The sequence below is a fragment of the Pseudarthrobacter sp. HLT1-7 genome, from assembly GCF_059383435.1.
In genome coordinates, this window is record NZ_JBWZCH010000035.1 from 1 (window position 1) to 4585 (window position 4585).

The window sequence follows — 4585 nt, forward strand, 5'->3', positions numbered from 1 at the left end:
ACCACAAACAAGGACCCGAAGATCCTCGCCCTGCCCGACACTGCGTGGATTAACAATCCAGCCGAGAGGACCGCAGCAAAAGAAGCCGCCTAACTCCCACTGGCCTCATTCACCTTGACAAATTCCGTTGTCGCAACGGTGGGGGTTCTCATTGACCCATCAACAGCATGCCAGCGACACAGTCAGTGCCACGTGACGGAATCGGTCTGAAAGAGAATCGCCACAAAGAACTCCGGATTGCTGGTGGCGCCACACCGAATTTGTGGCCTAGCTCTATGCTCTGCAGCGGGCGGTGCTGGCTTCGTTCGCCAGCGACGATCCCGGTTTCGGGCCTCTGGCATTTCACGAGCGGCTGGCGCAGGCAGTCGAGCGGCTGGGGATCCATTCCCGGACGGCCGGTCGTGCCTGCCTGAAGGCACACTAGGAGTTCGCAGTGAGAATCCTCCGTCTCGACGCACCGGGCTTCGTTGAGTGGCAGGCGGCTTCCCACCAAGTCGGTGAAGAATTCTGAAGTCATGCTGTCCGCGTCTCTCAGGACATGAATGGGTATCCGCGGGTAGTCCCGGCGGGAACCCGAGAAGTATGGAGGGCGGCTGTCGTGGCCCCTGAACCTGAAGATGTATCCAGCGATGTGGCGGCAGATGCCGCGTTCAGCGCTAGCGACCGCGGCAATGCGCGCATGACACCGGAAGAACGCATCGCTGCCTTGACGGATGGTCTCCACAAGATCCTGGAACAGGCCGTTGAATCTCCGTCGCACTGGCAGGTGCTGCTGGACGGCTCAGCCACGTTATGGCGATACTCGGGCGGCAACGTTGCCCTGCTCATGATGCAGATGGCCCAGCGCGGCACCGAAGAACCCACCCTGGTGGCAGGCTACAAGGAATGGGCTCGCCACGGCCGCACCGTGTCGCGGGGTGAGCATGCACTCTGGGTGATCGCGCCCCGCACGGCCCGGGTCCAGCAGGTGACACTTTCTGACGGTACCCGGCAGCGCGCCGCGGCGGGCGAGCAGTTGCCGGACGGCGCCGTCGACGACGGAAAGAAAACCGTCATCACCGGTTGGCGCGGGCAAGCAGTCTTTGACGTCTCGCAGACGCAGGGGACACCGCTGTTGGTGCTTCGCGGCGGCGCCGCTGGCGTGGATGCAGGTGAGCTGTGGCGATCCCTTGCTGCCGTCGCCGGCAGACACGGGTTCGACGTCGATGTGACGGACGCCCAATACGGGCTGACAAGCGGCTTTACGGACTTCGCCGGACAGCGGGTCCAGGTTGGTGCCTGGCTGGGGCCGGAAGAGCGTACAGCGGTCCTCGCCCACGAGCTTGGGCACGTACTGCTCCACGGACCGGGCGATGAGATCGGCCGGTTCTACGGCAGCAGCGCGGACCACCGAGGGCTGGCTGAAGTCGAGGCTGAATCCGTCGCCTACACGGTGCTCAGGGCCCACGGCATCGACCGCGGCCCGCAGTCCGCCACCTACCTGGCCGGATGGGCTGACGCCGTCATTGATGCAGAGAACGACGCGATGGCCCACGTCGCCGGCAGCAAGCTACCAGGATCCCGTGCGGACATTGCCAAGTCAGTGCTGGGCCGCGTCACCGCTGCCAGCAAGGGAATTCTCGGAATCACCCATCCGCCGGGATTCGGCGGCAAGATCTCCGCAGTAGACGCGGATCCTCGTGTGAACCCCGCAGCGTCGTACATGGGCGTGGAACGGCCCGTGCGGTCTGTTAACGGCCCAGTAGTGGCCGGGCCTTAACGACGGCCGTACCAAATCTGTCCGGCGGGAGAGTCCCGCCGGCATCTGAAAGGAAAAGATCAATGAGCACCAAGATCCCGGTCAGCATCGCGGGCAATCTCGTCGCCGATCCCGAACTGAGCATCGGAGAAACCGGCGTGGCCCACGCAAAGCTTCGTGTCGCCGTCAACCAGCGAATCCAGGGGGCAGACGGCACTTGGCGCGATGGGGAACCCGTCTTCCACAACGTATCGGCGTTTCGCGCGTTGGCAGAAAACGCCGCGACCTCGCTGAAGAAGGGCGACCCGGTCACTGTCGCGGGTGAGCTGGAATTCCGCTCATACGAAAAGGACGGCGAACGCCGCGAAGCCCGCCGCATCGTCGCCGACACAATCGGCCCGGACCTTCGCTTCGGCACCGCGGTCTATCAGCGCTCATCTCACGTGGCAGACGTTGGGCCGTCCGCTCAGGTTCACGGGGGCCCCAAGGCGCCCATTGCGGCAGCGTCTGCTCCGCCGGCATACAACTTGACTTCCAAGAGTCCAGTGGTGGTGCCCCCTTTCGGGAAAGCGGTAGGGACTGAGATGAGTTTCTGAATGGGGTCCGTCAGGCTGAATGACGGGACGAGGTGAAAGCTGACGCGTCAAAAGCCTGTGCTGGGCGGTTTCGACCTCGCGGACGGATTCCAGAGCCGAAATGAGGCGGCGCGCGTTCGTCGGTGAGCTCAGCAGGTAGCTTGTCTCCACCAGCGCGTCGTTCGCATCCTTCGACATCAAAACCGCGGATCCACGATTTGGCTTGGTCTCAACCTCGGTGCGGTCGAGATTGACTCGTTCGATGAGACGGAAAAGGTCGCGGTGAGCCTCGCTCGTGGTTATGGCCATCACTGCCTCCTGGTTGTACGAGACACACCACTAGTACTTGGCCTTTGTGTACGCTCACGGCAACGTCGGCCTCATCACTCGCACAGTCCGTCGCTCATGACAAACGTCGAACAGCTCAGCAAAGCTATGGCCGCCTTTATGCAGGACTGTGAACTCGGACCGCCGAGCCAGAAGAGCGCGATATCGACATCCCTCGCAGACCAAGTGTGCCCATAGTGGGCCGCCGTCGACCGTAGGGCTTCCACCAGCTCCATGTACCGTCCATACCTCCCGGGCGTAGGGGAGAGCGAGAGACCCAGAGTCTCCAGCCCGGTTTGGGCACGCTCGTCGTATACCGCCATTCGTTCGGGGGATGCGGCCAGCAGAAGTGCTGAAGCCAGTGCATCTCCCGTTTTGAAGCCAGGAAGCGGTGAGAGCGCCGCCCGGCCGGCAGAAGCCGCCTTAGGTACTGAAAGTGACACATCAGTGACGGCAGACACGGCCTTCTCCGCAATCGCCCTGACTTCCTCTTCGGGCTTGACCATCAGTTCACGGACCCACGGTGTATCCGCGCGGAGGCGCTTCCAGAACAGCAACGCCCCGATGTCGGCTTTGCCGATGCTGGCCGTCGCGCGGATTCGGTCCGCGACGTCGGCGAGGACCTCGTCGTATGCCCGCGATGTGCCTGACATGTAGGCGGCGTGGCACCTCGAAGTGTCTCCCATGCTTGCAGGTCGCGAACTTGGGGTGCGTCGTTCGGTGCGTTCATGTTTTGAAGATGCCACAGCTTCGCGTGTTCGCTGGCCCGCTCGCGAACGGTGTCGTGTATTGCAGCGTCTCGCCAGCATGGTCTCTCCCGGCACCCGCTTTGATGGCTCGGCCTCGCAGCGCCGGAGCCAGCTTTCTTCCCTTTTGAATCGACAGGTATCGCTGATGCAGTCGGCTTTTCCCGGCGGCCCGATCAGTTTCTGTTGAGGCCGAATTTGCGTGTCATGAGCGCTGCTTTGTAGTGGGACTCGGCCGAGTTCACCTCGGAGGACGGTGTGCTGGGTCCGAAGACGCGGAGGAGGCTGAAAACGAAGTGTCGGGCGTGGTCTGTCTTCGTCCTTGTGCCTTCCCCAGCTGCGCTGGCGTGGGCAAGCTCGCGGAGGGCGACGTTGCCGCCGTGACCGTCACGCGCGTAGACTGCCCACCGGCCAAGGATACGTTCGGCACCGTCGGCCTTGCCGACGTACTGCTTGCCGTTGGTGGAGTCTGTGATGAGGTAAATCCCTTGAACTTCTGACAGGGCAGCGCGCCAGTCGGCGTAGCGGGGATCTTCCACCATGTCGCGTAGTTGGTGGTAGCTGAGCAGCACGCCATCAAACCCAGGGAACTGGACCTTGTCCCGGTCGGCAATCCCCAACACAGGCATGCGCACCGCGCTGGCAGAGGCGGCGCTTCGGTGCCAGATGCGAGGGGTGTCCCATTCGACCACGAGTCGGTCATTGAGGGGCGCGAGGAAGCCAGACGGGCGCAGGTCGAAGAAGCGGCACGACTCGTTGCGGTCTGCGGTCACTTCACCGTGGTTCTCGAAGGTACCCCAGAGACGGGAACGGCGCTGGCCGTCGGCGACGAGGATCACCCAGTATCGGGGAGGGGCCGAGGGGAAGCGACGGGGCGAGATGTCCTGCTCTCTGGTGTAGGCGAGGACTCGCTCCTCGGTCAGGTCCTCCGGCCCGCGCAGCGCTCCGGCGTCGCCCGGCTTAAATGTGTGGCGGATGACGTGTATGTCCTCCGGCCGGACCGTTGGTACATAGTCCGCGCCCATGCCAGTGAGCACATGACCGAGAGTGAGGGCTGCATGGGAGGCCGGTACCCTACGTGTCAGGGTTGGGTGAGGCCAGCAGCTCGTAGCAACTTCGTCTAATTCGTAGGGCGAGAATCAGGAACATCACCAATGTCTATCTCCACGATTTCCCCGGTGCGGGAAGATGGGTCCATG

At 63.1% G+C, this 4585-nt stretch carries 4 protein-coding genes and 1 pseudogene; 2 read left to right on the plus strand and 3 right to left on the minus strand.

The window, feature by feature from the left end; all coding sequences use genetic code 11:
- Nucleotides 1-598: 598 nt before the first annotated feature.
- The gene (locus tag AC50X6_RS18655) at nt 599-1759 is read left to right on the plus strand and encodes an ArdC-like ssDNA-binding domain-containing protein (RefSeq protein WP_494967627.1); all 1161 of its coding nucleotides are present in this window, start codon (nt 599-601) and stop codon (nt 1757-1759) included.
- Nucleotides 1760-1821: 62 nt separating this feature from the next.
- Nucleotides 1822-2334, plus strand: coding sequence for a single-stranded DNA-binding protein (locus AC50X6_RS18660; protein WP_494967628.1), 513 nt, complete (start codon nt 1822-1824; stop codon nt 2332-2334).
- Between the two features lie 90 nt (nt 2335-2424).
- Here AC50X6_RS18660 and AC50X6_RS18665 read toward each other — a convergent pair.
- The 3 genes and pseudogenes from AC50X6_RS18665 to AC50X6_RS18675 all read right to left on the minus strand — a co-directional run.
- Nucleotides 2425-2622: pseudogene (locus AC50X6_RS18665) on the minus strand (type II toxin-antitoxin system Phd/YefM family antitoxin); the annotation flags it as partial.
- 74 nt (nt 2623-2696) lie between these two features.
- Nucleotides 2697-3326 carry a hypothetical protein gene (locus tag AC50X6_RS18670; protein ID WP_494967629.1) on the minus strand — a complete coding sequence of 210 codons (630 nt, stop codon included), beginning with the start codon at nt 3324-3326 and terminating at the stop codon, nt 2697-2699.
- 236 nt (nt 3327-3562) lie between these two features.
- Nucleotides 3563-4423 (minus strand): GIY-YIG nuclease family protein, encoded by an 861-nt coding sequence (locus tag AC50X6_RS18675; RefSeq protein ID WP_494967630.1) that lies wholly within the window; start codon nt 4421-4423, stop codon nt 3563-3565.
- Between the last annotated feature and the right edge of the window lie 162 nt (nt 4424-4585).